The following is a 25149-nucleotide window of genomic DNA, read 5'->3' as shown; positions in this document are numbered from 1 at the left end:
AAGGCGCGGGCCATACCGCTGTGCGGACCGCGCGCCATTGACCGATTCACCAAGCGCTTGTTAGAACGTGTTCCTGAGACAGAAGGAGCACCCGATGACGCTGTCGCCCCTCGACGACCATCCCGTACACCAGTCACCCGAGGTGATGCGGCACGTCACGACCTCGGACCGTAACTTCTACGACCGGTACTACTTCAACTGTCACGCCGGATCCGACGAGCTGATGCTCATCGTCGGCCTCGGGCAGTATCCCAACCTCGGGGTCACCGACGCGTTCGCCTGCGTGCGCCACCGGAACCTGCACCGTGTGGTCCGCGCCTCCCGGGAGCTCGGCGACGATCGGATGGACACGCGGGTCGGCCCGTTCCGGGTCGAGGTGATCGAGGGGCTCAGGCGGCTGCGGGTGGTGCTCGACCCCACCGAGCACGGCCTCTCCTTCGACCTCGTCTGGGAGGGCACCATCCCGGCCACGCTGGAGCCCCGGCACTTCCTACGCCGGCAGGAGCGCGTGGTGTTCGACTCCTCCCGGCTGGCCCAGACCGGCAGGTGGAGTGGGCACATACTGATCGGCGACGAGCGCGTCGAGGTCACCCCCGACCGCTGGCAGGGCACCCGGGACCGCTCGTGGGGCATCCGCCCGGTCGGCGAGCCCGAGCCCCCCGGCATCCAGACCCGCGACGCCGGCACCTTCTACTGGCTCTACACCCCGATCCAGTTCGACGACCACGCCATCCTGTGCATCCTCCAGGAGGACGAGAAGGGCCGCCGGGTGCTGGAGGAGGCGGTGCGGGTTTGGGGATTCGGCACCCCGAGACAGGGCGAGGAGGAGTATCTCGGCCGTCCCGAGTACCGTCCGACGTATGTGGAGGGCACCCGGGACGTACAAGAGGCGACGATCTCCTTCTCTCCGCCGGGCGGCAAGCCCTTCGACGTGCACTGCACTCCGATCCTCCCGGTGCACCTGATGGTGGGCACCGGATATGGCCTGGAATCGGACTGGAGGCACGGCATGTACCAGGGGCCGGAACCGGTGGTTCAGGGCGTCACCCACACCCTTCCGGAGGACGCCGCCACAATGTGGGGCCTGGTCGACGCGGTCGGCCGCTTCGAGTACGACGGCCACGTCGGTTACGGCCTGTACGAGTACTGGGCCCTGGGCCCGCACCCGACCTTCCCCGAGGGCTGAACCGCGCCGGCCCCGACGCGGCACGGTCTGCCAGGACGCTTTCCGGTCGTCCCGGTTGGCTGCGAGCCGGCCGGGGTCACTCCCGCACGGGTTTCCCCGGCCGGCTCGCAGGTCTTTGGGATCACCCCAGCGGGACTACTCCTTCTTGGCCTTGGCGCAGGTGACGACGGGCGCGCCCGCCGAGGGCGTGCTCATGACCATGACCGCGACATCTTCGGGTCCCTCGGCCCCCTCGACCTTCTCGGCCCTCTTGGCCCCCTCGATCCGCTCAGGAGCACCCTCGGAGATCACGGTCACCACTCCGGCCTCCGGTGCCCCGAAAGCCGCAGTCGCCGAGGGGGCGGCCATGACCTTGACGTCCTTGCCGGGAGTCACGCTCTCGGGAAGCGGGGGGAGTTCCTTCGCGTCCTCCCCTTCCGTCCGGGCGCGCCTGAAGTCCTTGACGTGGCCGCTCGGCACCCCGGCCTCGTCGGCCCGTCCCGAGGGCACGGCGGGCACGGCGGGCGACGATCCGGCCTTCGCCAACTCCTTGATCTCGGCCTCGGTCAGCCGGCGCGTCGTCAGGATCGCCTGTCCGCCGCCCTCGCACTGGATCTGCACCGTGCCCTCCCAGGGGACGGGCGTGGGCGTGCCGTCGGCGTTGGCGGCCCCGGTCAGGGTGGCCATCAGTGCCCCCGCGGTCACCACCGCGGCGGCGAGCATGCGGATACGCATGGGCATTCTCCTTGTCAGGCGGATCTGGAGATCACAGACTCCCGCCCGCCGCCTGAACCCAACCTGAAGGCGGCAGAAATCATCTTCAGGTTGGCTTTAGGCGGGGTGCGGCACCCTGAGCGGTATGCGTGTGCTGCTGGTTGAGGACGAGAGACGTCTGGCCCATCTGCTGAAGGATGGGCTGGCGGGCGAGGGGTTCGCCGTCGACGTGACGTACGACGGGCGCGACGGGTTGTGGATGGCGACCGAGAACCCGTACGACGTGATCGTGCTGGACGTCATGCTGCCCCGGATGAACGGTTATACCGTCTGCGCCAGGCTCCGCGACGCGGAGAACTGGACGCCGATCCTGATGCTCACCGCCAAGGACGGGGTGCACGACGAGGCCGAGGCCCTGGACACCGGCGCGGACGACTTCCTGTCCAAGCCGTTCTCCTACGTGGTGCTGCTGGCCCGGCTGCGCGCGCTGGTACGCCGGGGCGGCCACGCCAGGCCGGTGTCCATTGTGGTCGGCGACCTGACCGTCGATCCCGCGGGGCTCCGCTGCCGCCGCGGGGAGGTGGCCATCCCCCTCACCCCCAAGGAGTTCGCGGTGCTGCACGGCCTGGCGCGCAGGCAGGGTGAGGTGGTCTCCAAGAGCGAGCTGCTGGCCCAGGCGTGGGATTTCTCCTACGACGGTGACCCGAACATCGTGGAGGTCTACATCAGCGCGCTCCGTCGCAAGATCGACTCTCCGTTCGGCCGCTCGTCACTGGTGACGGTGCGCGGCGCCGGCTACCGGTTGGAGGCCTGACGATGGCGTCGCGCCTGTCGGTGCGGCTGCGGGCGACCCTCGCGGCCACCGCCATCGTCGCGGTCGCGCTGGGCGTGGCGGCCGCGGTGCTCGTCGGTGTGCTGACCGGGAGCCTGGCACGGAGCGCCTCCAACGAGGCCGTCCGCCGTGCCGACGCCACCGCCAAGGTGCTCGCCGGCGGTGTGGCGGTCACTGGAAAACCCGCCGATGCCGTCAGTCTGGCGAAGACGGCTCTTCTCGACCCCGACGTCAAGATCCTCACGTACCCCGCACCGCTGGTTTCCGACCTCTCGATCCAAAGCCCGGCCACCGCCGCATCGCCCGCGGGAAAGTCCCCGGGAGCCGTGCGGGACTTCCAGGCCCAGCCCGCCGAGGTGGCACAGTGGGCGCCCGGCGACACCTTCGCCCTGGCCACGATGCCGGTGGACGCCGCCAACGGCGTGCTGGTCGTGCAGGCCAGGGCGTCGCTGGAGCCGACGGGGGACGCGCTGCGGGCACTGTGGGGTCTGCTGCTGCCCGGCATCCCCGCGCTGCTCCTGCTGGTCGCCGTTCTGACCTGGCTCGCCGTCGGCCGGGCACTGGCACCGGTGTCGGCCATCCGTACCGAGATGGCCGACATCACCGCCAAGGACCTGCATCGGCGGGTCCCCGTACCGCGGTCGCGCGACGAGATCGCCCGCCTCGCCGAGACCATGAACCGCACGCTCGACCGCCTCGAACTGGCGGTCAGCCGGCACAAGCGCTTCGTCGCCGACGCGGCCCACGAGCTCCGCAGTCCGCTGGCCATCCTGAGAACGCGCCTTGAGCTGGCGCCGCCGGGACCGCTGGCGGCCGAGGCGCTGACCGACGTGGAGCGGATCCAGGCACTCACCTCCGACCTCCTCCTGCTCGCCCGCCTGGACGCGGCAGAGCCCGTCTGCCACGAGGAGGTGGACCTCGGCCAGGTGACCGCCGAGGAGGCGGCCCGGTCGCGGCCCAGGCCGGAGATCAGGGTGACGCTGGAGGTGGCGGCCGACACCGTGGTCCTCGGCTCGGCCGGGCAGTTGCGCCGCCTGGTGGCCAACCTGGTGGACAACGCCGTACGTCACGCGAACTCCGCGGTCACCGTCCGGCTGGCATCTGACGGCGGTGAGGCGGTGCTCGACGTGTGCGACGACGGCCCCGGCATCCCCGCCGAGCACCACGAGGCGGTCTTCGACAGGTTCACCCGGCTGGACGAGGCCAGGGACAGGGACGCGGGCGGATCGGGCCTCGGGCTGGCCATCGCCAGGGACATCGCGGTACGGCACGGTGGCAGCCTGCGCATCGCCGGGGAGGATCGCGGAGCCTGCCTGCAGGCCCGCTTTCCTGTGATATGAACCACACACGCGATTCATTCGTCCCTCTCGGGAGGCCCGCCATGCCCACCCCCACCCGTCGATTAATGATCTTCCGAGGTCTCGCGGGCGGCGCCGCCGCCGCGATCGCGTCGGCCGTCGCGTGGGTACGCCCGGCCGAGGCGGCCGAGGAGACCGGAGAGACCGCCGGCCCCGTGCTCGCCAAGACCAGCAGCATCCCGGTCGGCGGCGGCCGGATCATCAACGGCAGATGGGTGGTCACCCAGCCCGTCAAGGGCACCTTCCGCGCCTTCAGCGCCAAATGCACCCACCAGGGCTGCGCGGTCGCCACCATCCGCGGCGGAACCATCAACTGTCCCTGCCACGGCAGCAAATTCCGGATCGCCGACGGCTCGGTGGCCAGGGGGCCGGCCGGCCGACCACTGGCCCGCAGGAAGATCAAGATCTCCAAGGGCGTCATCCGGCTCGGCTGATCGGCCGGTGCTCCCCTGGATCCCGTACGGGGACCTCTTCGTGACGTCCGCGAGTTTCCCAGGGGGCACCCCCGGCGTTCTCCGGCTCTGCGGATCCGGTACCGGAAACGCCGTGCGCTCAGAGCAGGCGGGTACGGCAGCCCAGTTCGTCGCCGATCCGCCGGAGCCCCATGGTGAAACCGTCGCTCGCGCTCCTGTCGAAGCCGAGAAAGAAGCGGTTGGCGAGCGGCACGCCCCACCGTCCCCGGGTCGCGACGTTGTGTACCCGGTGGGTGAGCAGGGCGCCCTCCGGGTGCGGCTCGACGGCGTACTCCCCGCGGTACCACCAGCCGCCCTGGAAGGCGATGGTGTGTTCGCGTACCTCGACGGTCATGGTGTGTACCGGCGTGCTGAGGGTGAACCGCTCCGGGCCGCCCGCCACGACGCCGCCGTGCTCCGCCAGCAGCCAGACGTTGTCCGCGCCGACGGGCCCGGGACGCACGGCCAGCAGCAGCCGCTCCACCCGGTCCACCGGGGCCTCGATCACTCCGGCCGCCTCGAACAGCGGGGTGGACTTCACAGCGGGCTCCCAGGGGTGTTCAGCCGCGAGGCGTCGTCTCCGAGGGGACCGGGCGGTTCTTGGTGCTTCTCCTGCTCTTCGCGCGGATGGGGTTCCTCGTCGATCCAGCCCAGCAGCTCACGGTTGAGGCTGCCGGTCCAGGTGATCTCACCCGCCTCCAGCCGGACGAGGAGACCGCGTACCCAGTCGCGTTCGGCGGCGCGCAGGGCGCGCTCGCATTCGAGCTCCAGCAGGAGCACCGGGGGCAGCCCACTCTCGGCGAGCCCCTTGAGGCCGGCGTCGGCCGCGACGACCCTCCCTTCGAGGGTGGCGGCCCTGACCCGCAGCGCCCGCTCCACCTCGGCCGTCGGCAGGCACCCCATCAACGAGACCGCCGCGGTGAAGGTGCGGCTGTCCGGCCCCACCTCCTCAAGTAGCCGCCGCAGCCGGGTGGCGAGCTCCGCCCGGCCCTCATCCGTCAGCTCGTAGACGGTGCGCTCCGGCCTCCGCCCCGCCCTGCTGGTCTGGACAGCCGCGATCAGCTCGTCCCTGACCAGGCGGTCGACCGCGTGATAGAGGCTGCGCGGCAGCCCGGTCACGTAGTCCTTGTGGGTGTCGACGACGAAGCGGTGCATCTCATAGGGATGGCTCGGCCGGACCGAGAGCAGCGCGAGCACGGTCAGCCCGACCAGATCGACGCCCCGTGCCATGGCCCCTCCCCGCACTCCGTGTGATGCAAAATTCTTTATTGCAATATGCACTATAGAGGTACGCTATAAGCCGTACAAGACCATGTGTACTCGTACGGCTCGCGAGCGGGTCAGCCGGCGGTGAAGACCGGTGTCCGGGTTCCGTGCCTCCCGCGCACTCCATGGGAACCGGTCAGAAGGCCGGGCTTACCTCCGTTGAGGTCGATCAGGAGCGGCCGACGCGCGGCAGCGCGCTGTTCGCGGCCGATGACCCGGAAATATCTCTCAAATCATCTTATCGCGCCAACTTAAAATACATATCTGCTTTCTCGGGAAAATCTCTTCACACTAGCCGTCGGGTCGCACACGGCGGTATAAGTCTTACTTTCTGGCAAGCGGCATTAGAGGGTTAATCATCATTGCCAGCGGATAGACGTCACATATGCGAAGCACCGTCCACCGTGTCCTGATCGCAGGCACCATCTTCGCCCTGGCCACGACCCTGCCCATCGGCGTCGCGCACGCCGCGATCGACCCCTCCCCGGATTTCCAGCAGGCTCCCCTTCCCGACCAATTCACGATCCTCAAAATGGGCAGCAGGGGAATCGAGGTGCATAATGTGAAGAAAAGGCTTAGAGATCTGGGTTTCACCCCGGGAAATCTCAGCTCCACGTACGATTCCGCGCTGCGCATGACCGTATGGGCCTTCCAGAAGGCCAACGGGTTGAGGCCCGTCGACAGGATCGACCTGCCGACCTGGCAGGCCCTCCTGCGTCCCAGGCGCATCAGGCCCCTGGTGGGGTACGGCGGGTCCGAGCGGGCCGAGATCGATCTGCAACGCCAGCTCCTCACGGTGTGGCAGGAGGGGAAACCCGTGCTGGTGACCCATATCTCAACCGGTGCCCGCAGGTCGTACTGCGAGAAGGGCCACTGCGGGTTCGCCGACACCCCGGTCGGCGACTACCGGGTCGGAGCGCGGGTCCCCGGCTGGTCCACCGGGATCCTGGGATCGATGTTCTACTCCGTCTACTTCAACGGCGGCATCGCCATCCACGGCTCCACCCTCGTTCCCCGCTTCCCCGCCTCCCACGGGTGCGTCCGGGTCCCGCTGCACAACGCCGTCCCCCTCTACCGGCTCCTCCAGCCGGGTGATCCGGTGTACGTCCGCCGCCCCGAGGTCCGCGTCGAACGCCGCCCGGAGGCTCACCCGGAGCGACCCCGGCGAATCCCCAGGGCTCGGCACCCCGAGGTCCCCCGTGACCCGCGCGGACGCGCCCCGTCCGCGCGCCCCGCGCACGGCCCGCGGGGAAGGTGAGACCTCAGCCGTACCGGCGTGCTCAGCCGGCGAAGGCGTCCAGGGCTGAGAGGATCTCCGCTCTGAACGTGTCACTGCCGGTGTGCCCGGAGTCCTCGACCACGACCAGCCGGGCGTCGGGCCAGGCCTGAGCGAGTTGCCATGGCGTGTCGAGCGGTCCGCCCAGGTCCAGGCGGCCGTGGACGAGTACGCCGGGGATCCCGGCCAGCCGTCCGGCCTCGCGCAGCAGGACCCCCTCCTCCAGCCAGGCGGCGTTGGAGAAGTAGTGCGCGCAGATCCGTACGAAGGCCAGCAGGGCGGCGGGGGGCCGGCCGCTGTAGGTGTTCGGCGTGCCGTTGGGCTCCAGGGAGATCACCGTGTCCTCCCACGCGGTCCAGTCGTGCGCCGCCCTGGCCCGCACCTCGGGATCGGGGTCGGCCATGAGCCGTGCGTAGGCCGCGAGCAGATCACCGTCGCGGTCGGCCTCGGGCACTCCCCGCCTGAACCGCTCCCACTCCTCGGGAAAGAACCGCCCGACCCCCCGGTAGAGCCAGTCGATCTCGGAGCGGCGCGTCATCGTGACGCTGGCGACGACCATCTCCGACACCCGCTCGGGGTGGGCCTCGGCGTAGGCGAGCATCAGCGTGGAGCCCCACGACCCGCCGTGCAGTAACCAACGGTCGATGCCGAGGTGCTCGCGCAGGCGCTCCATGTCGGCGACCAGATGATGGGTGGTGTTGGTGCTCAGGTCGGTCGCGGGGTCGCCGGCGTGCGGCAGGCTACGGCCGCAGTTGCGCTGGTCGAACAGGACGATCCGGTACCGCGAGGGGTCGAAGAGGCGACGGTGGCCGGGCCTGCACCCCGACCCGGGGCCGCCGTGGACGACGACCGCGGGCTTGCCCGCGGGGTTGCCGCAGACCTCCCAGTAGACGAGATTGCCGTCACCGGTGTCGAGCAGGCCGTGCTCGTGGGGCTCGATAGGGGGGTACACGACGAGTTCCTCTCCGGAGATATAACAACCGGTACATTCTGGAGGCAGAACTGTCCTACCCGTTGAGCAGGCTCATCGACGAGGCACTGGAGTCGCCGAGCAGGCGGCCGATGCGGGACAGGATCGCCGGGCCGTCCCCTATTCCGGCGCCCGCACGCTGCCGATGCCCAGGGTGCTGACCATCGGCAGCATCCCCGACTCGAACACCGCGCCCAGCAGAGGCTGGTTGAGCAGGGCCAGCCGTTGGGCCGACTCGGTCCCGAGCGCGCGCCACGGCCCGGCGGCCAGCTCGTCGGTGATCCGCTCGACCCGGTCACGGAGCGCCCGGCCCGCCGGGGTGGCGCCCCCCTCCGCGTCGACCAGGCCTCGGGTGGCCAGCCGGTCGCGGGCCGCCGCCCACTCCTCGTCGCTCCAGCCGCGGCTCGCGAAGTTGCCCACCGGTGCGGCCCCGATCGCGGCGAACGAGACCAGCGCCTCGCACCCGTCCAGTTCCGCGGTCGCCAGGGCTGCCAGGTGCCCGTCGCCCCGGTGCTCGCGCAGCACGGTGCAGGCCTGCCAGAGCGCCAGGTGCGGCTCCTCGGGCCAGGGCAGATCAAGGTTGGCGGCGGCCAGGGGGCGATGGACGACCTCGACGCTCTCGGCGGCCCTGACGGCCAGCTCGGCCGCCTCGGCCAGCTCGGGCGTGGCGACCTTGTCACCGAGCAGGGTGCGGAAGGTGCGGTCCACCGCCCGCAACCGGGCCTGCAGCACCGCCTCGGGCCGCGCCGTGGCCCAGATGCCCGGCACGTGCTCGGCGACGGTCGCCGGGCTGAAGCTGTAATAGGTGCCGGTGACCAGCTTCGGCCCGGCGGCACCGAGCGGCGCGGCACGCCAGGCGAAATAGCTCGGCCAGCGCGACTCGACGTCGTAGCCGAGCCGCGCCGCCTCGTCGAAGGCCTCGGGAGAGAAATAGAGCGACGCGTGCACCGGCTCGATCTGGTGCCACATCTGCCGTGCCAGCTTGGAGAAATCCGACATCATAAGCCCCGTTCATCACTATCTATGTAGAATATGACAGTGACAGTAGATCCTTGGCGCATCACTCGTCAACCCCAAATAGACAGTTACGTCGGTAGCAGGATCGAGTTGGCCGCTCTTCTGGTCAACCGCCTCACCGTCACCTCGGCGCACGGCCGCGAGGTCACGCCACCGGCCTCAAGCGCCGAGCGACTGGCCGCGATCAGCGGAGAGAGCGTTGTGACCGACCGGGCTCCGCGTGCCCTCACCGCCGCGGAGGCGGATCGGCTGGCCGAGATCGCCGCCCGGCTACGGCCGGCGTTCGGCGCGGGCGAGTCCATCACCGAGGTCGCGACCGCACTCAACGACCTGCTGGTACGGCACGCCGCCGTCCCCAGCCTGCGCGTCGATCCGGGTCGGCCACACCGGCTGGCCTTCCACCGGCCCGACGCGCCCCTCGTGGACGCGTGGGCGGCCGACATGGGCACGGCACTGGCCATGGTCATCGGCGTCGGCCAGGCCGTCCGGCTCGGCGCCTGCCAGGCCGACGGGTGCGACCTGGTCTTCTTCGACACCACCCGCAACGGCTCACGCAGATTCTGTGACCTGTCCTGCCAGAACCGGGCCAAGGCCAGCGCCTACCGCGCCAGACGGCACGCCGCCCGCCACCCCGCGCAGGACGCGGCGTCCGACACGGACCTCGGGTAGCGACAGGGGTCGCGTCTGTACCCCGGTACCGGCCGCTCGCAGCGGAGACGGGTGGCCTTGGCGCCGGGGAGGACCCCATGGAGGGGGCACCGGCCGAATGCGCGCTTCCGACCGAGGAGCGGCCGTCGCGAGTGGCGGAGTTCGACCCGGCGTCCGCCCTCCTGATCCTCGCGGACCCGGCCGCACCGTCGTGGTGGCTGCGCGGACGGCACCGGCCGTGGCCACCGGACGATCCCCTAAAGTCACAGCCGTGACTGTCGCCCGATCCCTCCTGCTGTTCGTGGTCGCCGCACTCGCCGAGATCGGCGGGGCCTGGCTGGTCTGGCAGGGAGTCAGAGAACAGCGCGGGCTGCTCTGGATCGGGGCCGGATTCGTCGCCCTGGGCCTGTACGGACTGGTGGCCACCTTCCAGCCCGATGCCGACTTCGGCCGTATCCTCGCCGCCTACGGAGGCGTGTTCGTCGCGGGCTCGCTGGTCTGGGGCATGGTGGTGGACAGGTTCCAGCCCGACCGCTGGGACATCATCGGGGCCGCCGTCTGCCTGCTCGGCGTGCTGGTCATCATGTACGCCCCGCGGGGATGACCGGAATCTCCGCCGCGACGCGTGACCGTCGACGCAGAAGACGACTTGACGGTCACCATGGGCGGTGGAGACTGATGCGGTGATTAAAACACTGTGTCCCCAGGACTACAGCGAGGCCATCTACGTGGGACATTTCTTTCGTACCGGAACCCCCGTGGTGATGGACCTCACCAAGCTGCCGGACAGCGAGGCCAAGCAGTTCGTGGATTTCGCCGCCGGCCTGGTGTTCGGCAGGGGCGGGAACATGGACCGCCTGTCTCCCAAGGTGTTCCTGCTGATGCCCCGCGGAATGGCCGAGCGATCATCGACCGCTCACGAGGCACGGTAGGCGGCCGACCCGGCGGCATCCCCCCCGCGAGTTCCCGCGACCGACCACCGTCGATCGCTCCCGGGCGGACCGGCGGTCATCGACCGGAGGCGTCGGCCAGGGCGATCGCCCGCAGCAGCCCGCAGAGATGCGCGAGCTCATGCCACAGGATCACGGGGTCGTCCGGTGCACGAGCGAGCAGAGCGTGAATCTCGTCGAGGTCGTCACTTACCTGGCCGACCCCGATCTTCGTGGCCGGGTCGTTCCACATGTCGAAAGCCGCCGCAAGGGGAAGATCCCAGTAGTGGTCCACAGCGAGTGATTCCCACTCGATGTGTTCACCGTATTTCCTCTCCACCGCGTCGAGCAGCAGAGCACATGCCTCACGGAGATCGGCAAGGCCGAGCACCGGGTCGCCCATATGAGTCACAGGCACTAACTACCGCACGGACACTCTCTCTGACCATTGAAAGCGAACTTTTCCGTCAGGCACAGCGATCACCGGGCGGCCGTCAACGAACCGAGAGCAAAAAGCGCCCGTTAGCAGATAATCCAGAACGGAACTAATTGCTATGCTGGGAACATGACCGCCATGGCACCCGCCCGCACCGAGCCCGATCTGTCATTCCTGCTGGACCATGCCGGTCGCGTACTGAGAACCCGGATGGCGGCGGCGCTCGCCGAGATCGGGTTGACGGCGCGAATGCACTGCGTGCTGGTGCACGCCCTGGAGGAGGAGCGCACCCAGATCCAGCTCGCCGAGATCGGCGACATGGACAAGACCACGATGGTGGTCACGGTGGACGCCCTGGAGAAGGCAGGCCTCGCCGAGCGCCGCCCGTCCAGCACGGACCGGCGGGCCCGCATCATTTCGGTCACTGAGAAGGGCGCCGAGGTCGCACGACAGAGCCAGCGGATCGTCGACGGGGTGCACTGGTCGGCCCTGGACTCACTGCCCACCGATGAGCGCGAGGTGCTGGTACGGGCCATGAATCGCCTGGTGACCGGCCACCTGGCCGTCCCCGCCGAGGCATCGCAGACGGTCAGGCGGGCGCGACAGCGGACAAAATAGATCCATAGAGGATCGTCTACAACAAAACTATCTGCTACGGTCACTCCTGTTCCCTTCCGGACAGGAGAAGACCCATGCCGCACACCCCGCCTTCGCTCCAACCAGCCCGATCACGCTGGTCGGCACTCGCCGTGCTGTCCGCCGCGGCACTGATGACGATCCTGGACGGCAGCATCGTGACCGTGGCGATGCCGGCCATCCAGCGAGATCTGGGCTTCTCACCCGCCGAGCTCAGCTGGACCGTCAACGCGTACCTCATCCCCTTCGGCGGGCTGCTCCTGCTGGCCGGTCGGCTGGGTGACCTCATCGGCCGCAAGACCATGTTCCTGGTGGGCAACGCGGTCTTCACCGTCGCGTCGCTGCTGGCCGGAGCAGCGGCCGGGCCCGGCATGCTGATCGCCGCCCGCTTCCTGCAGGGCGTCGGCAGCGCCATGGCCTCCGCGGTCGTGCTGGGCATCCTGGTGACGCTGTTCACCGAGCCCGGAGAGCGCGCGAAGGCGATCGGCATCTTCAGCTTCACCGGTGCCGCCGGAGCCTCGATCGGCCAGGTGCTGGGCGGGGTTCTCACCGACGCGCTCAGCTGGCACTGGATCTTCTTCATCAACCTGCCCATCGGACTGGCCACGATCGTGCTGGCGATCAGGCTGCTACCGGGCGAGCGCGGGGCCGGACTCGCCGCCGGGGCCGACGTCCTCGGCGCGGTACTGGTCACCGGCGGGCTGATGCTGGGCATCTACACCGTGGTCAAGATCGAGCAGTACGGCTGGCTCGCGACGCACACCCTCGGCCTCGGCGCGGTGTCGCTCGCCCTGCTGGCCGCGTTCGTCATCCGTCAGGCGACCGCCAGGACCCCGCTGATGCCGCTGCGGATCTTCCGCTCGCGTAACGTCTCCGGCGCCAACCTGGCCCAGATGCTGGCGTTGTCGGCGATGTTCGCCTTCCAGATCCTCGTCGCGCTCTACATGCAGAAGGTCCTCGGCTACGGCGCGCTCGACACCGGCCTGGCGATGCTTCCCGCGGCGGTGGCCATCGGCGGCGTGTCCCTGTTCGTCTCCGCCCGGCTCAACACCCGCTTCGGCGAGCGCACCGTCCTGATGGTGGGCCTGGCGCTCCTGTTCGGCGCGATGGGCTGGCTCACCCGCGTCCCGGTCGACGCGAACTACGTCACCGACCTGCTCCCGGTGATGCTGCTCATCGCGGGTGGCGGATTGGTGCTCCCCGCGCTGGCCGCACTCGGCATGTCCGGCGCCAGAGCCGACGACGCGGGCCTGGCGTCCGGGCTGTTCAACACCACCCAGCAGGTCGGCATGGCCACTGGCGTCGCGGTACTGTCCACGCTGGCCGCCTCGCGTACCGAGGAGCTGCTGTCCGTCGGCGAGAGCCAGGCCGCCGCACTGACCGGCGGCTACCAGCTGGCCTTCGGCACCGCCGCCGCACTGCTCGTGGCCGCCTTCGTCGTCGCGCTCATCGTGCTGCGACAGCCCAGGCCGGACACCGCCCCCCAGGACGAGCCCTCCGCCTCACCGACGGCCCGGTCCGGGATCGCCTGATCACCACCGCGATCGGTTCAACCCCGGCTTTGCCCACTCGCGGAATCTTGACCGGCACCTGGAGGGCCGGTACTTGGCTTCCGCGCCATCGCTGGTCACGCTGGGAGCGTCGGACACCGCGTGAGCTGGGAGACGGGCTGTATGAGGCGGCTTACGGAGTGGGTGGTTCTCGGTTCGGCGGTCCTCGGTGCGATGACCACGCTCGGCGCGTCACCTGCCGGCGCTGATTCGCTCGGTGACCCCAGGCCGGGCATGTCCGATGTGTCGGGAGACGAGTTCTCAGCCCGGGCGCTGGTGCTGACGCTCAGCCAGGGAGCGGTCCCCCTGTCGTCGACTCACACGGCGGTGTTGCAGTGTTCACCGGTCTACGGAGGGACGCACCCGAAAACACGGGAGGCGTGCGCGACCCTGGAGCCCGCGAGTGGCGACGTGCGTAGGTTCAAGCCCGCGGTGGGGCTGATCTGCCCGCTGATCTATGAGCCGGTGACGGTGTCGGCGGTCGGTGTGTGGAAGAGCCGGTTCACCATGTCGTCCCAGACCTTCGGGAACAGTTGCCAGATGCACAGTGCGCTCGGAGCCGTGGGCAGCTTCTGACCCCACCGAGCCCACGCGGTCAGAAGAGGGTCAGCGGCTCGGCAGGCATGGGCTCGGGCAGCGGTTCGACCTCGGGCAGCCGGGCCCGTACGTCGTCGTGAAAACGACGGGCGAGCATCGGCGCGTCGGCGTTGTCGGGGGTATGGATGAACACGGTCGGCGAGCGGCCTTCGCGTAGCCATTCGGTGACCGTGTCGATCCACTGCCGCCAGCCCTCGATCGTGCGCTCCGTGGCGTCCCGGCCGAGGTAGCGCACGATCGGACGGTCGGTGAGCGCGACCGACCGGCGCGGCATCCGCGGTTTCTTCGTCCACGCGTCCCGTTCGGCGTCACTGGTCGGAGGGCTCTGGAAGAGGGTGACGGTGTCGAAGGGGACCCACTCGGCACCGACGCCGGCGAGAACCCCTTCGAGAAGCCGTTCGGACCGCTCGTCGTCGAAGAACGCGCGGTGGCGGACCTCGACGGCGTATCTGTACGAGCGGGGAAGTCCGCGAAGAAAACCCGCCAGGGTGCCGAGGTCGGTCGGAGCGAATGATCCCGGCAGCTGGATCCAGAGGGTGTGAGCGCGAGGCCCGAGTGGCTCGATCGCCTCCAGGAACGACCGGAGTTCCTCCTCGACGCCGGTAAGACGACCCTCGTGCGTGATCGTCTTGGGCAGCTTGACCACCAGGCGGAAATCCGGCCCGGTCTGCCGCGCCCACGACTCCACCGTGCTTCTCGCCGGTGTCGCGTAGAACGTCGTGTTGCCCTCCACCGCGTTGCACCAGGTCGCATAGGCCCGCAGGCGCTCTCCGACCGGGAGCGGATGGGGCAGAAAGCGCCCCTGCCATGACTTGAGAGTCCACATCGCGCATCCCACATGAAGCCGCATGACCTCGACGCTATCCAAGGCCGGCGGGAGGGAACACCGAGCGGACGATCAGTCGGCACGGACGGTACACCCATGTCGTGTCCCAGCCGATGTCCGACAGGATCCGAGCGCACAGCGACTTGCGTACGTCCGCGCCCCGTGGAGTCGCAAAATCATTGGACAACGCGTATACCCATGGCGATCGTTGGGGGCATGCGACAGGAGAAGGTCTGGGACGTCGACGCCGCCCAGCGCTATGACACGCCGGGCACCGGCATGTTCGCGCCCGAGGTCCTGGGGCCGACCCTGGACCGCCTCTCCGAACTCGCGGACGACGGACAGGCGCTCGAGTTCGCCATCGGAACCGGCCGGGTGGCCGTCCCGCTCGCCGAGCGAGGGGTGCCCGTCACCGGCATCGAGCTGTCACCTCCGATGATCGACCAGCTGCGCACAAAAGTGGACGAAGCGACGATCCCGGTAATCGTCGGCGACATGGCGACCGTCGTCGCCCCGGGGAAATACACGCTCGTCTACCTCGTCTACAACACGATCTCGAACCTGCTCACCCAATCCGAGCAGGTCGCATGCTTCCGCAATGCCGCCCGCCACCTCATACCCGGCGGCCGGTTCGTGATCGAGCTCTGGGTGCCCGAGCTGCGCAAGCTCCCACCGGGTCAGCAGGCCACGGTGTGGCATTCCGAGCCCGGCTACATCGGTTTGGACACCTACGACGTTCTGCGGCAACACGTCGTGTCGCACCACTTCACATTCGACGAGAGCAGACAGGCTCAGCTGTTCCGCAGCACACACCGCTACATCTGGCCGGCCGAACTCGACCTCATGGCGCAGTTGGCCGGGTTCGAGCTGGAGACCAGGCACGCGGACTGGACCGGGGCCGACTTCACCGCCGAGTCGCGTTCCCACGTGTCCGTCTACCGCATCCCACCGGACCACCGGCGTCGTCCGAGTATGGAACAGAGAACATGAGTCGGCCCGGAGCCGAAGCGTTCGTTGACTCTCTCCACCCCGAGCCGTTCGATTGCGGCTGTTCCGAATGCCTGGCTGCGTAAAAGAATCTTGATGTGGACCGCCGACGGGTGGAGCCGGATCGTGGCCGCCGATCGGGCACTGGTCGCGACGGCCCGCGAGGCGATCCTCCAGAGGACGCCGGAGGCGGCGGGGCTGTGCTCGCTGGCCGGGCTCCTGAAGGTCTCGCCGTACCGGCTGAGCCGGGTTTTCTCCCAGGAGATGGGCGTGTCACTGACCCGCTACCGCAACCGCGTGCGCGTCGGCCAGGCCATGGACCGGCTCACGCAGGGCGAACGCGGTCTCGCCGACCTGGCCGCCGATCTTGGTTTCGCCGATCAGGCACACCTGACCCGTACCGTCCGCGAGCATCTGGGACACACTCCGACCGTGCTGCGCCGGCTGCTGTCGGCCCGCGGGGCGGCGGAGCCAGCACGTCCGCTGAGCCGGCAGTGCGTCCGTGGCGGTCCGCTCGCGTTCGGTCAAGCCCATGGCTCCGTGCTGAGGCGATGAGGCGGATCTCGTGTGACGCCTTGGGCGCGAGCAGGTCCAGCAGGCCGCCGCCCTCCACGGTCGGCTCCTCGCGATCGGAGGCGGTGCGGAGATTTCCCCATGAATACCCCGCTCACCCGACGGGCTGATGGTCCACTTTCGGCTCGATGGCCGCGGACAGATCCGTACGGAGCGCGTACGGCACGAAGGCGCCCAGCACGACGACGGCGAGCCCCGTGGCCAGGACGAAAACCGCCTGTACGCCCCACAGTTCCGCCGCGATTCCGGCCAGCGCGGCGCCGGCGGGAATCACCCCCCAACTGAGCACCCGAGACGCGGCGTAGACACGCCCCAGCAACTCCGGCGGCGACAGGTTCTGCCGGATCGTGGCCACCAGGATGCGCCAGATGCTCGACCCGGCCCCAGCGATCACTGCCCCGGCGGCCACGGTCCACACCGGCCCGCCCAGCGCCACCGGCGCCACCAGCAGAACGGTCCCGGCGGCGTCGGCGATCAGCAACCTGGTCACCCCGAACCGGCGCCGCAACGGCTCCACCACCGCCGACGCGAGCAGCCCGCCCACAGCCATCGCCGTCAGCACCAGGCCGTACTGGGCCGCGGTGAGGTCGAGCGGACCGGGGCTGACGGCGTACACGACGAGCAGGGCCGTCGCGACTGCCCAGGGGATGTTCATCACGGCGGTGAAGAGGGTCAGCGTTCGCACCACCGGCTGTCGCCACAGGTACCGGAAGCCGGTGACCACGCCGCCACTCCCTGAGGTTCGGGCCTCGGCGGGTGCCCGGCGCAGGGCCATCATGGCGAGGCCCGCGACGGCCAGGGCGTAGAGGGCCGCGCTCGCACCGGTGGCCAGGGCGAGGGTGAGGCTCGCCAGCAGGCCGGCGAGCGGTGGGCCGGCGAGTTGGTTGGTGACGTTGATGGTCGCCTCGATGCGCGCGTTGGCTCTGTTGCGACCGGCGGGCTCGACGACCATGGGGATGGTCGAGGTCAGCGCGGTGTCGACCAGCGTCTCGGCCACACCGAGCAGCACCGCCACGGCGAGGAGCAGCGGCAGCGACAGGGTGCCGGTGAGGTGACTGACGGTGAGGCCGGACAGTACCAGCGCGCGGACCAGGTTGACGCCGCTCAGCAGTGTCCGGCGGTCGACCCGGTCGACGATCCAGCCGGCGTGCAGGCCGAAGACCGGCCATGCCAGGGTGAGCGCCGCCGTCACGGCCGCCACCCCGCCGGGCGAGGCGTCGACGGCGACGGCGAGCAGTGGCAGGACGAACAGCGCCATGCCGTCGCCGAGGTTCGCGGCACCGGTGCCGAACCACAGCGCGTTGAACGACCGGCCCAGCGACAGGGAGAGAAGGCGCATTTCTTACCTTTCAAATACCTTTGATCGGTCATAGAGTGGCCTGTGCCGCCTGACCTGTCAACGGGGTTTGATCGGTGAGATACTCGATGCCGTGACTGCCATCGAGTTGGTTGGGAACGCGCTGTGCCTGGACTTCGCCAACACGGTCAACGCTCGTCCGGTGGCTCGGCGGGACTGGCTGGGTACGCCGGAGGAGGCTGTGACCTGGGCCGCGGCGACGGGGCATCCGATCGAGGAACCGGACGGGCTCGCAGCGGCCCTGCCGGATGCCCGCGAGCTGCGCGAGGCGGTGTTCCGGGCGTTTCAGCCGCTCGCGCAGGGAGGGCGGGCGCCGCAGCCGGATCTTGATGTCGTCGTCGCGCTGCACGGTGACGGCATTGCCCATGGCCGGCTGGAGGAGGCCGGCGGGAACTTCCGGCTCTCGTGGGGGGCGCCACGTACGGCGCGAATCCTGCTCTGGGAGGTCGCGGCTTCGGCGGTCGAGCTGCTCACCCACGGACCACTGGATCGGCTCGGCAAGTGCCCGTCGTGCTGCTGGTTGTTCCTGGACGTCAGCAAGAATCGTCGCCGCCGGTGGTGCAGCATGACCACCTGCGGCAGCCGCGACAAGTCGCGGCGCTACTACGAGGGGATTCGACCCGTCCGAAGTGGCCGGTGATCCGGCTCATCAGGTCGTTGAGGGTGACCAGTCAATCGTCAGGCTCTACGCCGTCGGCCACGGCCATCACATGGTGGCCTTCGTCATGTGACCACCACGCCAAGATCACGGAGTGTCAGCACGGGTATCACGCAGCCGCTGACGGGACGCGTGGGATGGCTCACGATTCGGCCTGCCTTCTGGCGAGCGTGCTTGCACGTTGACGAGAGGGCCGATGACGACCTATCTCGTCTGGCTCGCTTTCGAGAGTGTGTCCAGCTAACGGCGCTGAAGGGCGGATATGGGAGTATTGCGAGATCACGGACCCTCATGTGCACATCACGACTGTGCCGCCCCCGAGCGCCTGGCCACGTTTTGGGGAGCGCTCCTTGGCAGGCCGATCGTGGCGCGCATGGGCCCGTACGTCTGGCTCAAACGTGAGAACGGCCTGGGAGTGGGTTTCCAGAAGTCCGGCGAGCCGAAAGCCGGCAAGAACCGGGTGCACTTCGACTCTTGAGCGACCATGGTTCCGTTCGGTCGCGCACCCCGTTTCCACGATTGGAAACGGGGTGTTTCAGTTCGATGCCGGCTCATCAGGGGAGCTGGATCGCGTTCTTCACGTGGTCCAGCGGGCTCTCCCCGGAGGAGGTCTCCTCCGAGTGGTCGCGGTTTTTCTCCGCGAGCGCCTGGTTGAGTGCCACCCACGGTCGCATGCGCTCCTCATAGGCGGCGAACGCGGTCTCGTGGCCCGACCGGACCAGTTCGGCGGCCAGGACGTACGCGCCGACCAGTGCCAGACTCGTACCCTGGCCGGACAGGGGTGAGGCGCAGTAGCCGGCGTCGCCGAGCAGCGTCACCCGGCCGGCCGACCAGCGCTCCATCCGGACCTGGGCCATGGAGTCGAAATAGAAGTCGGGCGCGTCCCACATCGCCTTGAGCAGCCGAGGCACCTCCCAGCGCGCGTCCGTGTAACGCTCGGCGATCAGCCGCTTCTGCGCCTCGACATCATGGTGGTCGTACGTGACCGGCTCCTCGGCCTGGAAGCCGAGGTTGACGCGGAGTTCGGTGTTGTCGCGCACCGGGTAGATCGCACCGCCCGTGTTCCCGTCGTTGAACCAGGTCTGCCAGTTCTCCAGGCCAAGGTAGTTGTCCATGGAGAAGATCGACAGGTACGTCCCGAGGTGCTGAACGAACTCCCGCTCGGGACCGAACACCAGACGGCGGACATTGGAGTGCAGGCCGTCCGCGCCGACCACGAGGTCGAAGCGGCGTGCGTCCGCCCGTTCGAAGGTGACCCGCACGCCACGCTCGTCCTGGGCGAGCGAGGTGATCGAGTCGCCGAACAGGTACTCGACGTCGTCCTTCGTCCTGTCGTGGATCAGGAGGCTCAGGTCCTCGCGGAGCAACTCGACGTCGTCGCTGTCGAGACGGCCACTGGACAGCGCCATCTCGGTGGAGCGCCACAGCTCGTTGCCGTCGCCGTCGAGCATGGACATGCCGTTCATGCGGGTACGGCAGCGCCGTACCTCGGGGAGGATCCCCATCCGCTCGGCGACGGTGAGCGCGGTGCCGCGCACGTCGATCGCCTGGCCGCCGGGGCGGAGTGCGGGAGCGCGCTCGACCACGGTGACGGTGAAGCCGTGCCGGCTCAGGAAGTAGGCCAGGGCGGGACCAGCGACGCTAGCGCCGGAGATCAGTACAGAAGTCATGGTTCCTTGGTATCCCCGGCGGCCCCCAAACGCCCAACTGTGCTAGAACAGATGCGGCTCCAGTCGTCATATCTGTTCTAGGACAAACCCTCGTGGAAGCTCCCTACCGGCGCATCGCCGCCGACCTCCGGCGTCGCATCCAGGCGGGTGAGCTCGCACCCGGAGACAAGACGCCGTCCACCCGTGCGATCGCGCGCGACTTCGGGGTCGCCCTGGCCACGGCGGTGCGGGCGCTCGCCGTCCTCAAGGAGGAAGGACTGGTGGAGGGCAGGTCCCGGTCGGGGACGGTGGTGGCGGCCACGCTGAGCAGGCCGCGGCGACATCCCGGTGCGATGGAGCTGACCCGGGAGCGGATCGTGCGCGCGGGGATCGCGATCGCCGACGCGGAAGGGATCGGCACCGTGACCGTTCGCGCCGTGGCCGCGCGTCTCGGCGTCTCGGCCGCGGCGATCTATCGGCAGGTACGCGGCCGTGACGACCTGGTACGGACCATGGCGGACCTCGCCTACGGCGCGGAACGCTACCCGGACGTGACGCTCGGCCGGCGGGACCGGCTGGAGCTGGTCGCCCGCACGTTGTGGCGGATCTATCGGCGACATCCCTGGCTGCCCCACCTTTCCCCGCTGGGCCGTCCGCTGCCACTGCCCGGCGTACTCAGGCACGGCGAGCAGCTGCTGCTCGCGCTCGACGGGCTCGGTCTCGATCCGGCGACCGTGATGACCATCGAGGTGCTGCTCTACGCCTACACGCAGGGGCTCGCCGTGCATATCGAGCGGGAGACTCAGGCGATGTCGGCCACGGGCTTGTCCGACGAGCAGTGGCAGGGCACCCAGGGCGGCACGGTGAACGCTGTGATCGCCGCCGGACGGGCGCCGTTGCTCGCCAAACTGATCGGTGAACTCGGTGCGGACGGTTATGACTTCGACCTCGACAGGCTCTTCGAGTTCGGGCTCCAGACGCTCCTCGACGGCCTCGGTATCGAAAACACCGACTGATGATTTAGTGTCCTGCGCCGGAAGTTCACCGGTTGAGAAGCCGTGATGAGTCACACGGAGGCCGATGCCGCCCCACCGGGCGTCAGCGCGGCCTGAACTATGCGGATCGCCTCACCGGTGTCGATGCCGACACTGGCGATCACGGCCGCATAGTCGGCGTCGGCCTGGCGTGCCCGTTCGCGCCCCTCATCCCCGGCGGCCGACACGAACGAACCCGCCCGTCCGCGGGTCTCGATCAGTCCGGCCTCCTCCAGTTCCCGGTAAGCCCTGCCGACCGTGTTGACGGCCAGGCCGAGGTCGGCCGCGAGATGGCGAATCGTCGGCATCCGGTCCTGGATCTGCCTGGCCGGCTGAGCGCGCAGTTGCTCGAACGGCGGCACGGGCAGCGACTGCCTGGCGACCCGTCCCAGAGCGGAACCGCTGAAATTTTCACGGTTCGGCGAGACATTCGTACAGTTCGCCCGCTCGCCGGCCCGCCTCGTGCTTGACCTCTGCCGAGGGCCGAACCAGACTCCGCCGGAGTGTCACCCCTCCGCACGGTCCGCGTCCCCGTCGCCCTCGCGTGCCGGTCCATACGGGGAAATGTTAACGCCAACAATTATGGGAGTCGATCAAGGTCGAAAATGTTATCGATAACACGATCAAGGTCCACCCCTGTGGCGACGCCGGAGACCGGCGCCGACCGGGCCAAAGGGACCGATAAGGCGCGGATCAGCACCAACAGCCAGCAGGAGGAGACGTGACGCAAGAACAGAATGAGCCCATGAGCAGCGAGCGGAGGCTACTGAACCGGAGAACCGTCCTGACGACGCTGGGGGCCCTGCCGATCCTCACGGCCGCGGCCTCGGTCGTGGGGGCCTCGGAGGCCGTGGCCGCCACGGCGGTCATCGATCCATCGACGCAGCGACAGACGATCCGAGGCTTCGGCGGCATGACCCACGCGGCCTGGATCGGCGACCTGACAGCTGCCCAGCGGGACACCGCGTTCGGCACCGGCGAGGGCCGGTTGGGGTTCTCCGTGCTGAGGATCCCCGTCCCCGAGAACCAGTCGGACTGGAACCGTAATCTGGCGACGGCGAGGCGCGCGGTCGAGCTCGGGGCGACCGTCATCGCGTCGCCGTGGAATCCCCCGGCCAGCATGGTGGAGACCTTCGTCCGCGGCAGCCAGACCAACGCGAAACGCCTCAGGTCCAACATGTACGGGGCCTATGCCCAGCACCTGAACGACTTCACCACGTACATGCGGAACAACGGGGTGAATCTGTACGGCATCTCGGTGCAGAACGAGCCCGATTACGCGCATGACTGGACGTGGTGGACCCCCACCGAGATTCTCCGGTTCATGCGGGAGAACGCCGGCTCGATCAACACCAGGGTCATCGCACCCGAGTCCTTCCAGTACCTGAAGAACATCTCGGACCCGATCCTCAACGACTCCGTGGCGCTCGCCAACATGGACATCCTCGGCGCTCACCTCTACGGCACGTCGTACGCGAACTTCCCCTATCCCCTCTTCAAACAAAAAGGCGCGGGCAAAGAGCTCTGGATGACCGAGGTCTACCACCCCAACAGCAGCGATTCGGCGGACCTCTGGCCGCAGGCGCTCGACGTGGGAGAGCACCTCCACCGCGCCATGGTGGAGGCCGAGTTCCAGGCGTACATCTGGTGGTACATCCGGCGCAGCTACGGCCCCATGCGGGAGGACGGCCAGATCAGCAAGCGCGGCGCCATGATGGCGCACTTCGCGAGGTTCGTCCGCCCCGGATACGTGCGGATCGAGGCGACGGCGAACCCGGCGTCGAACGTCTACGTCTCGGCGTACAAGGGCGGTGACTCCACGGTCGTCATCGTCGCCATCAACAAGGGGACCTCCGCGGTGAGCCAGCAGTTCACCCTGGCGAACAGCACCGCGTCCAGTGCCTCGTCCTGGCTGACCGACGCGAGCAGGAACGTCGCACCTCAGGGAACGACGAGCATGTCGAACGGCTCCCTCACCGTCACGCTTCCCGCCCGAAGCGTGACGACCTTCGTGACCGGCGTGAGCGGCCCGACGCCCACCCCGACGCCCACCCCGACGCCCACCGGCGGCACCGGGACGGGGCCCCGGGTCACCTACACGATGAACTCCTGGAACAACGGCTTCACCGCCAACATCAGCATCACCAACACCGGGACCTCGACGATCAACGGCTGGACGCTGGTCTTCACCCTGCCCTCCGGCCAGTCCATCACCTCGGGCTGGAACGCCACCTACTCGCCCTCCAGCGGTCAGGTGAGCGCCCGCAACGTCAGCCACAACGGCACGCTCGCCCCCGGGGCCACCATCGACATCGGCTTCCAGGCCACCCACACCGGCGACACCGGCAAACCGACCGCCTTCACCCTCAACGGCGTCCCCTGCACCGTGGTCTGACCGACAGGTGAGACCGTCCCCAAAGCCCGACCGGAGAAGGGATCGGCCACTCGACGGGCACGGGAGCGGAAGAAGGCCGCATGAAGATCAAAGCCCAGGTCGCGGCAACCATGCCTGACCTGGGCTTCTTCGTGTCCGTGAGGGTGGAACCTCTGACATCCTGCTCGCAGAACAAGACGGACGGGCCGGGACCGTCGGCTCCTACCTGCGCATACGGTCCACTCCGGCCTCGTCCAGGGGCGCCGTCACGGCGAGGCGGTGGCGGCAGCCTGGAGACGCGTCCGGAATCTCTGGAGCACCTCAGCGCTCTAGCGTTACTTGAGGCGGAGTGCTGCTTTGCGGGCCTCGGCCTGGAGGGCCTGCTCGCGCTCCAGCCACTCCGGCTTCTCCGCTTTCAGCGCATCGATCTCAGCGGTGGTGAGCGGTACGGTGATCCCACCTCTGAGCAGGCCGGCAATGGAGACCTTGAGCTTCGCGGCGATGACCTGCTTGGTGTGCGGGCCGTCGCGGCGCAGGTCGGCGAGCCAGGCGGGGGGCGTCGACTGCAACTCTTTCAGCTCGTCCCTGGAGATGACACTCGCCTGAAACTCGGCGGGAGTGGCCAAGAGGGGGACACCCAGCTTCTTGGCCACGGTCGAGGGCTTCATCGTCTGGATGGTCTTCGGTTTGGGCGAGGTCATAGCACCAAGAGTAGTCAGCCGGAACACGTTCCCTTGACATCGGTACTCTGAGGACGTGACTGATGGAGAGACCGGCAGGATGTTTCGGCTGGCGTACGTGCCCGGGGTGACACCCGCGAAATGGGTCAACGTCTGGACCGAGAGAATGCCCGACGTGCCGATCACCCTGGTCGCGGTTCCCGCCGCCGAGGTGGTGGAACTGCTGCGGAACGGCGGCGCCGACGCCGGATTCGTCAGGCTGCCGGTCGACCGGGACGGGCTCAGCGTGATTCCTCTCTACCTGGAGACCACGGTGGTCATGGCGCCCAAGGACCACGCGATAGCCGCCGCCGACGAGGTGACCATCGCCGACCTTGTCGACGACGAGGTGTTCCATCCCCTGGACGACACCATCGAGTGGACGGTCCGGCCCGGGCTGCCCGCGTTCACCCGCCCGGACACAACGGCGGACGCGGTCGAGCTCGTAGCGGCCGACGCTGGGATTCTCCTGGTTCCGCTGTCGCTGGCACGCCTCCACCACCGCAGGGATCTCACGTACCGGCCGGTGCCGGACGCGCCACAGTCTCAGGTCGCGCTGGCCTGGCCCACGGACGCGACCACTGACCTGGTGGAAGATTTCATCGGCATCGTCCGCGGCCGGACGGCGAACAGCTCGCGGGGCCGTACCCCCGCCTCCCCTGCGGAGAAACCGGCACAGCGCCAGGCAAAAAAACCCGCACAGAACGGCTCCAGTCGCCGGGCCGTGCCGGCCGGCCGTAAAAAGAAGGGCCCCCGACCTCGGTGACCTGCAGACAGATGCGCCGATCATCTCTGGTAACGACATGAACACTGACGGTGTCAAACTGAGGCGGCAGGCATGATGTCGCCGCATGTCCGATGAATTGCGCGTCCCGTCTCAGCGGTTTCCGCTATACGCCATCGTGCTGACAGGCCGAGCGGTGGGCGATAGCCGACGCCCAGCGATGAGTCGCGCGAAGTGCGACGGGTGCCACGCGACAAGGTCCTGTCACTACCCATAAAGCGCTATTTGAGTGGTACAGCGTGTGTGAGGTGCCTCGGTGATTCCGGACAGCCGTCTTATGGTCGTAGCCTATGCGGCTGCTCGGGTTGAAAGGGATTCGTTGAGTACTTCGAGGGGCGGCCG

29 protein-coding genes are annotated in these 25149 nt (G+C 68.7%); 18 read left to right on the top strand and 11 right to left on the bottom strand.

What is annotated here, in order from left to right:
* Positions 1 to 94: 94 nt before the first annotated feature.
* On the top strand, positions 95 to 1186 hold the full coding sequence (locus IG98_RS0132170) for an Rv3169 family protein (protein ID WP_030920849.1): 1092 nt from the start codon (positions 95 to 97) through the stop codon (positions 1184 to 1186).
* A 135-nt stretch (positions 1187 to 1321) separates the two neighbouring features.
* Here IG98_RS0132170 and IG98_RS0132165 read toward each other — a convergent pair whose 3' ends face one another.
* Positions 1322 to 1900 (bottom strand): hypothetical protein, encoded by a 579-nt coding sequence (locus tag IG98_RS0132165; RefSeq protein ID WP_030920846.1) that lies wholly within the window; start codon positions 1898 to 1900, stop codon positions 1322 to 1324.
* Positions 1901 to 2024: 124 nt separating this feature from the next.
* Here IG98_RS0132165 and IG98_RS0132160 point away from each other — a divergent pair, with 124 nt between their 5' ends.
* The 3 genes from IG98_RS0132160 (at position 2025) to IG98_RS0132150 (ending at position 4503) form a co-directional block, all read left to right on the top strand.
* A complete protein-coding gene (locus IG98_RS0132160) occupies positions 2025 to 2693 on the top strand; it encodes a response regulator transcription factor (RefSeq protein ID WP_030920843.1) in 669 nt (222 codons plus the stop codon).
* A gap of 2 nt (positions 2694 to 2695) precedes the next feature.
* The gene (locus IG98_RS0132155) at positions 2696 to 4051 is read left to right on the top strand and encodes a sensor histidine kinase (protein WP_037971798.1); all 1356 of its coding nucleotides are present in this window, start codon (positions 2696 to 2698) and stop codon (positions 4049 to 4051) included.
* A gap of 65 nt (positions 4052 to 4116) precedes the next feature.
* A complete protein-coding gene (locus IG98_RS0132150; RefSeq protein ID WP_245651812.1) occupies positions 4117 to 4503 on the top strand; it encodes a Rieske (2Fe-2S) protein in 387 nt (128 codons plus the stop codon).
* Between the two features lie 118 nt (positions 4504 to 4621).
* Here the strand turns inward: IG98_RS0132150 and IG98_RS51040 are convergent, their stop codons facing one another.
* On the bottom strand, positions 4622 to 5062 hold the full coding sequence (locus tag IG98_RS51040) for a hypothetical protein (protein WP_063766327.1): 441 nt from the start codon (positions 5060 to 5062) through the stop codon (positions 4622 to 4624).
* Positions 5059 to 5751, bottom strand: coding sequence for a PadR family transcriptional regulator (locus IG98_RS0132140; protein ID WP_084195803.1), 693 nt, complete (start codon positions 5749 to 5751; stop codon positions 5059 to 5061). Before IG98_RS0132140 ends, IG98_RS51040 begins: the two co-directional genes overlap by 4 nt.
* A gap of 421 nt (positions 5752 to 6172) precedes the next feature.
* Between IG98_RS0132140 and IG98_RS0132135 the strand changes: the two genes are divergently transcribed.
* Positions 6173 to 7045 (top strand): L,D-transpeptidase family protein, encoded by an 873-nt coding sequence (locus tag IG98_RS0132135; protein WP_051753242.1) that lies wholly within the window; start codon positions 6173 to 6175, stop codon positions 7043 to 7045.
* A 22-nt stretch (positions 7046 to 7067) separates the two neighbouring features.
* On the opposite strand, the gene pip is transcribed toward IG98_RS0132135, so the two are convergent.
* Positions 7068 to 8015, bottom strand: a complete 948-nt coding sequence (gene pip, locus IG98_RS0132130; protein ID WP_030920826.1) for a prolyl aminopeptidase — start codon at positions 8013 to 8015, stop codon at positions 7068 to 7070.
* A 138-nt stretch (positions 8016 to 8153) separates the two neighbouring features.
* Positions 8154 to 9032: an SCO6745 family protein gene (locus tag IG98_RS0132125; RefSeq protein WP_030920823.1), complete on the bottom strand. Its 879-nt coding sequence runs from the start codon at positions 9030 to 9032 to the stop codon at positions 8154 to 8156.
* A gap of 39 nt (positions 9033 to 9071) precedes the next feature.
* Here IG98_RS0132125 and IG98_RS0132120 point away from each other — a divergent pair, with 39 nt between their 5' ends.
* From IG98_RS0132120 to IG98_RS0132110, 3 genes are all read left to right on the top strand, one after another.
* Positions 9072 to 9719: a CGNR zinc finger domain-containing protein gene (locus IG98_RS0132120; protein WP_245651810.1), complete on the top strand. Its 648-nt coding sequence runs from the start codon at positions 9072 to 9074 to the stop codon at positions 9717 to 9719.
* A gap of 250 nt (positions 9720 to 9969) precedes the next feature.
* Entirely contained in the window at positions 9970 to 10302 is a 333-nt protein-coding gene (locus IG98_RS0132115; protein ID WP_030920817.1) for a YnfA family protein, read from the top strand.
* A gap of 79 nt (positions 10303 to 10381) precedes the next feature.
* Positions 10382 to 10630: a cell division protein SepF gene (locus IG98_RS0132110; RefSeq protein ID WP_030920815.1), complete on the top strand. Its 249-nt coding sequence runs from the start codon at positions 10382 to 10384 to the stop codon at positions 10628 to 10630.
* Between the two features lie 76 nt (positions 10631 to 10706).
* Here IG98_RS0132110 and IG98_RS0132105 read toward each other — a convergent pair whose 3' ends face one another.
* Positions 10707 to 11045 carry a hypothetical protein gene (locus IG98_RS0132105; RefSeq protein WP_211264205.1) on the bottom strand — a complete coding sequence of 113 codons (339 nt, stop codon included), beginning with the start codon at positions 11043 to 11045 and terminating at the stop codon, positions 10707 to 10709.
* Between the two features lie 147 nt (positions 11046 to 11192).
* Between IG98_RS0132105 and IG98_RS0132100 the strand changes: the two genes are divergently transcribed.
* The 3 genes from IG98_RS0132100 to IG98_RS0132090 all read left to right on the top strand — a co-directional run bounded on the left by IG98_RS0132100 (position 11193) and on the right by IG98_RS0132090 (position 13825).
* Entirely contained in the window at positions 11193 to 11681 is a 489-nt protein-coding gene (locus tag IG98_RS0132100; protein WP_030920809.1) for a MarR family winged helix-turn-helix transcriptional regulator, read from the top strand.
* Between the two features lie 74 nt (positions 11682 to 11755).
* Positions 11756 to 13231 (top strand): MFS transporter, encoded by a 1476-nt coding sequence (locus tag IG98_RS0132095; protein ID WP_037971793.1) that lies wholly within the window; start codon positions 11756 to 11758, stop codon positions 13229 to 13231.
* Positions 13232 to 13372: 141 nt separating this feature from the next.
* Positions 13373 to 13825, top strand: a complete 453-nt coding sequence (locus tag IG98_RS0132090; protein WP_051753241.1) for an SSI family serine proteinase inhibitor — start codon at positions 13373 to 13375, stop codon at positions 13823 to 13825.
* A gap of 19 nt (positions 13826 to 13844) precedes the next feature.
* On the opposite strand, the gene IG98_RS0132085 is transcribed toward IG98_RS0132090, so the two are convergent.
* Complete coding sequence (locus IG98_RS0132085) at positions 13845 to 14696, bottom strand: DUF72 domain-containing protein (protein WP_037971791.1); 852 nt, start codon at positions 14694 to 14696, stop codon at positions 13845 to 13847.
* Between the two features lie 192 nt (positions 14697 to 14888).
* Here IG98_RS0132085 and IG98_RS0132080 point away from each other — a divergent pair, with 192 nt between their 5' ends.
* Both IG98_RS0132080 and IG98_RS0132075 read left to right on the top strand, forming a co-directional pair.
* On the top strand, positions 14889 to 15662 hold the full coding sequence (locus IG98_RS0132080; RefSeq protein WP_030920799.1) for a class I SAM-dependent methyltransferase: 774 nt from the start codon (positions 14889 to 14891) through the stop codon (positions 15660 to 15662).
* 93 nt (positions 15663 to 15755) lie between these two features.
* Positions 15756 to 16214 carry a helix-turn-helix domain-containing protein gene (locus tag IG98_RS0132075; protein ID WP_211264203.1) on the top strand — a complete coding sequence of 153 codons (459 nt, stop codon included), beginning with the start codon at positions 15756 to 15758 and terminating at the stop codon, positions 16212 to 16214.
* 112 nt (positions 16215 to 16326) lie between these two features.
* Here the strand turns inward: IG98_RS0132075 and IG98_RS0132070 are convergent, their stop codons facing one another.
* Positions 16327 to 17571, bottom strand: a complete 1245-nt coding sequence (locus IG98_RS0132070) for an MFS transporter (protein WP_051753240.1) — start codon at positions 17569 to 17571, stop codon at positions 16327 to 16329.
* A 91-nt stretch (positions 17572 to 17662) separates the two neighbouring features.
* Here IG98_RS0132070 and IG98_RS53695 point away from each other — a divergent pair, with 91 nt between their 5' ends.
* Positions 17663 to 18229, top strand: a complete 567-nt coding sequence (locus IG98_RS53695; RefSeq protein ID WP_157594629.1) for a CGNR zinc finger domain-containing protein — start codon at positions 17663 to 17665, stop codon at positions 18227 to 18229.
* Positions 18230 to 18509: 280 nt separating this feature from the next.
* Complete coding sequence (locus tag IG98_RS0132055; RefSeq protein ID WP_169750220.1) at positions 18510 to 18725, top strand: VOC family protein; 216 nt, start codon at positions 18510 to 18512, stop codon at positions 18723 to 18725.
* A 76-nt stretch (positions 18726 to 18801) separates the two neighbouring features.
* Here IG98_RS0132055 and IG98_RS0132050 read toward each other — a convergent pair whose 3' ends face one another.
* Entirely contained in the window at positions 18802 to 19917 is a 1116-nt protein-coding gene (locus IG98_RS0132050) for an FAD-dependent monooxygenase (RefSeq protein WP_030920784.1), read from the bottom strand.
* A 92-nt stretch (positions 19918 to 20009) separates the two neighbouring features.
* On the opposite strand from IG98_RS0132050, the gene IG98_RS0132045 reads away from it, so the two are divergent.
* A complete protein-coding gene (locus IG98_RS0132045; RefSeq protein ID WP_030920781.1) occupies positions 20010 to 20912 on the top strand; it encodes a GntR family transcriptional regulator in 903 nt (300 codons plus the stop codon).
* Positions 20913 to 20962: 50 nt separating this feature from the next.
* On the opposite strand, the gene IG98_RS0132040 is transcribed toward IG98_RS0132045, so the two are convergent.
* Complete coding sequence (locus tag IG98_RS0132040) at positions 20963 to 21238, bottom strand: GntR family transcriptional regulator (RefSeq protein ID WP_425428135.1); 276 nt, start codon at positions 21236 to 21238, stop codon at positions 20963 to 20965.
* Positions 21239 to 21675: 437 nt separating this feature from the next.
* On the opposite strand from IG98_RS0132040, the gene xynC reads away from it, so the two are divergent.
* Positions 21676 to 23325, top strand: a complete 1650-nt coding sequence (gene xynC / locus IG98_RS0132030; RefSeq protein ID WP_030920776.1) for a glucuronoarabinoxylan endo-1,4-beta-xylanase XynC — start codon at positions 21676 to 21678, stop codon at positions 23323 to 23325.
* Between the two features lie 314 nt (positions 23326 to 23639).
* Here the strand turns inward: xynC and IG98_RS0132025 are convergent, their stop codons facing one another.
* The gene (locus IG98_RS0132025) at positions 23640 to 24005 is read right to left on the bottom strand and encodes a DUF5997 family protein (RefSeq protein WP_030920773.1); all 366 of its coding nucleotides are present in this window, start codon (positions 24003 to 24005) and stop codon (positions 23640 to 23642) included.
* Between the two features lie 55 nt (positions 24006 to 24060).
* Here IG98_RS0132025 and IG98_RS0132020 point away from each other — a divergent pair, with 55 nt between their 5' ends.
* Positions 24061 to 24789, top strand: a complete 729-nt coding sequence (locus IG98_RS0132020) for a LysR family substrate-binding domain-containing protein (protein ID WP_245651808.1) — start codon at positions 24061 to 24063, stop codon at positions 24787 to 24789.
* Positions 24790 to 25149: the final 360 nt, after the last annotated feature.

The organism is Streptosporangium amethystogenes, from assembly GCF_000721075.1.
GTDB classification, from domain to species: Bacteria; Actinomycetota; Actinomycetes; order Streptosporangiales; family Streptosporangiaceae; genus Streptosporangium; species Streptosporangium amethystogenes.
Note: the sequence above shows the minus strand (reverse complement) of the source record. Positions and strands in the feature narration are given on the sequence as shown.

Excerpts from the sequence above, each read along its gene's own strand:
- IG98_RS0132170 (WP_030920849.1), top strand. The coding sequence starts at position 95 with ATGACGCTGTCGCCCCTCGACGACCATCCCGTACACCAGTCACCCGAG.
- IG98_RS0132165 (WP_030920846.1), bottom strand. The coding sequence starts at position 1,900 with ATGCGTATCCGCATGCTCGCCGCCGCGGTGGTGACCGCGGGGGCACTG.
- IG98_RS0132160 (WP_030920843.1), top strand. The coding sequence starts at position 2,025 with ATGCGTGTGCTGCTGGTTGAGGACGAGAGACGTCTGGCCCATCTGCTG.
- IG98_RS0132155 (WP_037971798.1), top strand. The coding sequence starts at position 2,696 with ATGGCGTCGCGCCTGTCGGTGCGGCTGCGGGCGACCCTCGCGGCCACC.
- IG98_RS0132150 (WP_245651812.1), top strand. The coding sequence starts at position 4,117 with ATGATCTTCCGAGGTCTCGCGGGCGGCGCCGCCGCCGCGATCGCGTCG.
- IG98_RS0132140 (WP_084195803.1), bottom strand. The coding sequence starts at position 5,751 with ATGGCACGGGGCGTCGATCTGGTCGGGCTGACCGTGCTCGCGCTGCTC.
- IG98_RS0132135 (WP_051753242.1), top strand. The coding sequence starts at position 6,173 with ATGCGAAGCACCGTCCACCGTGTCCTGATCGCAGGCACCATCTTCGCC.
- IG98_RS0132125 (WP_030920823.1), bottom strand. The coding sequence starts at position 9,032 with ATGTCGGATTTCTCCAAGCTGGCACGGCAGATGTGGCACCAGATCGAG.
- IG98_RS0132100 (WP_030920809.1), top strand. The coding sequence starts at position 11,193 with ATGACCGCCATGGCACCCGCCCGCACCGAGCCCGATCTGTCATTCCTG.
- IG98_RS0132095 (WP_037971793.1), top strand. The coding sequence starts at position 11,756 with ATGCCGCACACCCCGCCTTCGCTCCAACCAGCCCGATCACGCTGGTCG.
- IG98_RS0132090 (WP_051753241.1), top strand. The coding sequence starts at position 13,373 with ATGAGGCGGCTTACGGAGTGGGTGGTTCTCGGTTCGGCGGTCCTCGGT.
- IG98_RS0132085 (WP_037971791.1), bottom strand. The coding sequence starts at position 14,696 with ATGCGGCTTCATGTGGGATGCGCGATGTGGACTCTCAAGTCATGGCAG.
- IG98_RS0132080 (WP_030920799.1), top strand. The coding sequence starts at position 14,889 with ATGCGACAGGAGAAGGTCTGGGACGTCGACGCCGCCCAGCGCTATGAC.
- IG98_RS0132075 (WP_211264203.1), top strand. The coding sequence starts at position 15,756 with ATGTGGACCGCCGACGGGTGGAGCCGGATCGTGGCCGCCGATCGGGCA.
- IG98_RS0132070 (WP_051753240.1), bottom strand. The coding sequence starts at position 17,571 with ATGCGCCTTCTCTCCCTGTCGCTGGGCCGGTCGTTCAACGCGCTGTGG.
- IG98_RS0132055 (WP_169750220.1), top strand. The coding sequence starts at position 18,510 with ATGGGAGTATTGCGAGATCACGGACCCTCATGTGCACATCACGACTGT.
- IG98_RS0132050 (WP_030920784.1), bottom strand. The coding sequence starts at position 19,917 with ATGACTTCTGTACTGATCTCCGGCGCTAGCGTCGCTGGTCCCGCCCTG.
- IG98_RS0132040 (WP_425428135.1), bottom strand. The coding sequence starts at position 21,238 with ATGCCGACGATTCGCCATCTCGCGGCCGACCTCGGCCTGGCCGTCAAC.
- xynC (WP_030920776.1), top strand. The coding sequence starts at position 21,676 with ATGAGCAGCGAGCGGAGGCTACTGAACCGGAGAACCGTCCTGACGACG.
- IG98_RS0132025 (WP_030920773.1), bottom strand. The coding sequence starts at position 24,005 with ATGACCTCGCCCAAACCGAAGACCATCCAGACGATGAAGCCCTCGACC.